Raw genomic sequence first — 3036 nt, 5'->3', positions numbered from 1 at the left:
GACGGGAGGGTGAGCCGCTACCGGGAAGCCCCCGCCGCGGTGCCGGGGCCGGCCGTTTGCGCCCCGCCGGCCGATGGGGGAGATTGAGGCCCTTCCGGCCCCCCGCCGAGGCGGCGGGAGCCGACCCTGGAGGAAGGACCCCATGACGAAAGGCAAGGCGCTCCTGCTGGCCCTCATCCTCGCGCTTCCGGCGACGGTCTCGGCCGCCCCCAAGACGTTCGAGGTCGATCCCGCCCACTCCAGCGTGGTCTTCAAGATCCGCCACCTGCTGACCAACGTGACCGGGAAGTTCAAGGAATTCCACGGAACGATCGTGTACGACGCGGAGGATCCCTCGGGCTCGTCGGTCGAGTTCACCGTGGAGGCGAAGAGCATCGACACCGGGGTCGCCAAGCGCGACGGCCACCTGCGCTCGCCCGATTTCTTCGACGTGGCGCGTTACCCGGCGATCACGTTCAAGAGCAAGAAGGTGGCCCCCGGCAAGGACGGCATGCTCCTCGTGACCGGAGATCTGACGCTGCACGGCGTGACCAAGGAGATCACGGTCCCGGTCGAGGTGCTCGGCGTCATCGACAGTCCCTTCGGCGTCCGAGCGGGGTTCGAAACGCACTTCACGATCGACCGGCAGGACTTCGGCATCAACTGGAACAAGGCTCTCGATCAGGGTGGTGTGGTCCTCGGCAACGAGGTCGCCATCGAGATCTCGGTCGAGGCCGCGGCCCACTGAGCCCGCCGCCGGGGACCGCCATGACCGCTTCTCCGCTCGCGCTCCGCGCCCTCCTCGGCCACGCGATCGACTACGCGGGAGTCTTCCCGCCCGCCCGGCTCCCGCTCGAGCGCGCGGCGAGGAACTACGCGCGCTACCGCGAAGAGAAGGAGTCCTGGCTGCTGGGCCGCTTCGTTTGCCCGGCGGCGAGGCTCGCCGAGCTGGCACCGCTCGCCGGCGAGCTCTTCCCCGCGCCGCCCGTTCCGCTGGCGGTGATCGCCTCTCCGGCGGCGGCGGAGGCGCCGGAGAAGGCGGTGGCGGAAGACCTCGGGGCGTTGCGCGAGTTCGACGCCGCAGCGGCGGGGCGCGCCGTGCCCGATCTGTTCGAAACGCGCGTTCCGGACGGGATCGGCGGCGAGGACGACTTCCGCGAGCACTTCCGGGCGGTCATGACCGCCGTCGACGCCGGCAGCCCGGTGCCGATTCCGGTCTTCTTCGAGGTCGGCGGCGGGACCGGGTCGGTCGAGCGGTTCGAGCAGGCGGCCTGCGCGCTCGCGCTGGTCAACCTCGAGCGCCGCGAAAGCGCCGGGCCGCGACGCTACCGGCCGGGCGGCCTGAAGATGCGGTGCGGGGGGATCTCGCCGGAGGACTTTCCGTCCGTCGAGGCGGTGTCGCGGGCGATCGCCGCCTGCCGGGACGCGGGAGTCCCGTTCAAGGCGACCGCCGGCCTGCACCGGCCGCTCCGGCACCGCCGCGCCGACCTGAACGTGAAGGCGCACGGGTTTCTCAACCTCTTCGCCGCGGCGGCGTTCGCCGTTTCCGCGGGGCTCGGAGCCGCCGAGATCGGCTCGATCCTGGCCGAGGAGGACCCTGCCGCGTTCGCCGCCGAGCGGGATGCACTCCTCTGGCGAGGCCGGCGCCTCGACGTGGAGTCCATCGCCGCGGCGCGCCGGCGATTCCTCTCGTTCGGCAGTTGCAGCTTCGATGAGCCGCGTGAGGGTCTCCGCGAGCTCGGGCTGATCTAGCGCGGCGGCGGCCGGGCGCCGCTGCCGGGGAGGGATCCGATGACGAGCGGAAGGAGCGGGGCGCAAAGGGCCCCGATCGTGCCGGTGCCCCCCGGCTCGCCGTTCCCCCTCGAAAACCTGCCCTTCGGGGTGTTCCGTCCGCGTGGCGGAGGGCCGGCCCGCGTGGGGACGGCGATCGGCGAGCACGTCCTCGACGTGACGGCGCTCGAGGAGACCGGGCTGCTGGCCCCGGCGGTGGGCCGCGAAGCCCGGCTGTTCGGCGCCCCGCGCTTGAACGAGTTCATGGCGGCAGGGAGGACCGTGTGGCGGCGCGTCCGAGCCAGGATCGCCGAATTACTGTCCGGCGAGTCGTCCGAGCTCGAGCAGAGTGAAGCCCTGCGGGACAGGCTCTTGTTCCGGCAGAGCGAGGTCGAAATGCTGTCGCCGGCCGAGATCGGCGACTACACCGACTTCTACTCGAGCAAGCACCACGCGTCGAACGTCGGCACGATGTTCCGCGGCCCCGAGAACGCGCTGATGCCGAACTACCTGCACCTTCCCGTGGCCTACCACGGGCGCGCCAGCTCGATCGTCGTTTCGGGGACGCCGGTTCGGCGGCCCCGCGGCCAGACCCTCCCCCCCGGCGCGGAGTCGCCCGTGTTCGGTCCGAGCCGCATGGTCGACTACGAACTCGAGCTGGGCTTCTTCGTCGGCCCGGGCAACGCTCTCGGCGAGCCGATCCCCATCGAACGGGCCGCCGAGCACATCTTCGGCTTCGTTCTGGTGAACGACTGGAGCGCGCGCGACATCCAGAAGTGGGAGTACCAGCCCCTCGGGCCCTTCCTGTCGAAGAACTTCGCCACGTCGATCTCCCCGTGGGTGGTGATGCTCGAGGCGCTCGAACCGTTCCGGTGCGAACCGCCCCCGCAGGATCCGAAGCCTCTGCCCTACCTGACGGCGGGCGAGCCGTGGAGCCTCGACATCGCCCTGGAGGTGAGCCTGGGCACCGCCTCCCTCGATGGGCCCCACCGGCTCTCGCTGGGAAACTACCGGGACATGTACTGGACGCCGGCCCAGCAGCTCGCCCACCACACGATCGGCGGGTGCAATCTGCGGCCGGGCGACCTGCTGGCCTCGGGGACGATCAGCGGGCCGGAGAAGACGTCGCGCGGCTGTCTGCTCGAGCTGACGTGGCGCGGGACGGAGCCCGTGACCCTGCCGGACGGAACGACCCGGACCCTCCTCGAGGACGGGGACACGGCGATCATGACCGGGCCGCGCGAGAGGGAGGGGCTGCGTACCCGCTTCGGCGAGTGCAGCGGCACG

The 3036-nt window shown here is 71.4% G+C and carries 3 protein-coding genes; all 3 read left to right on the top strand.

The features are described 5' to 3' along the window. Positions 1–142: 142 nt before the first annotated feature. Positions 143–727 carry a polyisoprenoid-binding protein gene (locus D6718_12755; protein ID RMG43217.1) on the top strand — a complete coding sequence of 195 codons (585 nt, stop codon included), beginning with the start codon at positions 143–145 and terminating at the stop codon, positions 725–727. A 20-nt stretch (positions 728–747) separates the two neighbouring features. Then, a complete protein-coding gene (locus D6718_12750) occupies positions 748–1731 on the top strand; it encodes a hypothetical protein (protein RMG43216.1) in 984 nt (327 codons plus the stop codon). Positions 1732–1770: 39 nt separating this feature from the next. After that, a partial coding sequence (gene fahA / locus D6718_12745) for a fumarylacetoacetase (protein ID RMG43215.1) occupies positions 1771–3036 on the top strand: 1266 nt, incomplete at its 3' end.

This window comes from Acidobacteriota bacterium (assembly GCA_003696075.1).
Classification (GTDB): Bacteria; Acidobacteriota; Polarisedimenticolia; order J045; family J045; genus J045.
The sequence above is the reverse complement of the archived record's forward strand: the minus strand, read 5'-3'. Positions and strand labels throughout refer to the sequence as shown.

Excerpts from the sequence above, each read along its gene's own strand:
- D6718_12755 (RMG43217.1), top strand. The coding sequence starts at position 143 with ATGACGAAAGGCAAGGCGCTCCTGCTGGCCCTCATCCTCGCGCTTCCG.
- D6718_12750 (RMG43216.1), top strand. The coding sequence starts at position 748 with ATGACCGCTTCTCCGCTCGCGCTCCGCGCCCTCCTCGGCCACGCGATC.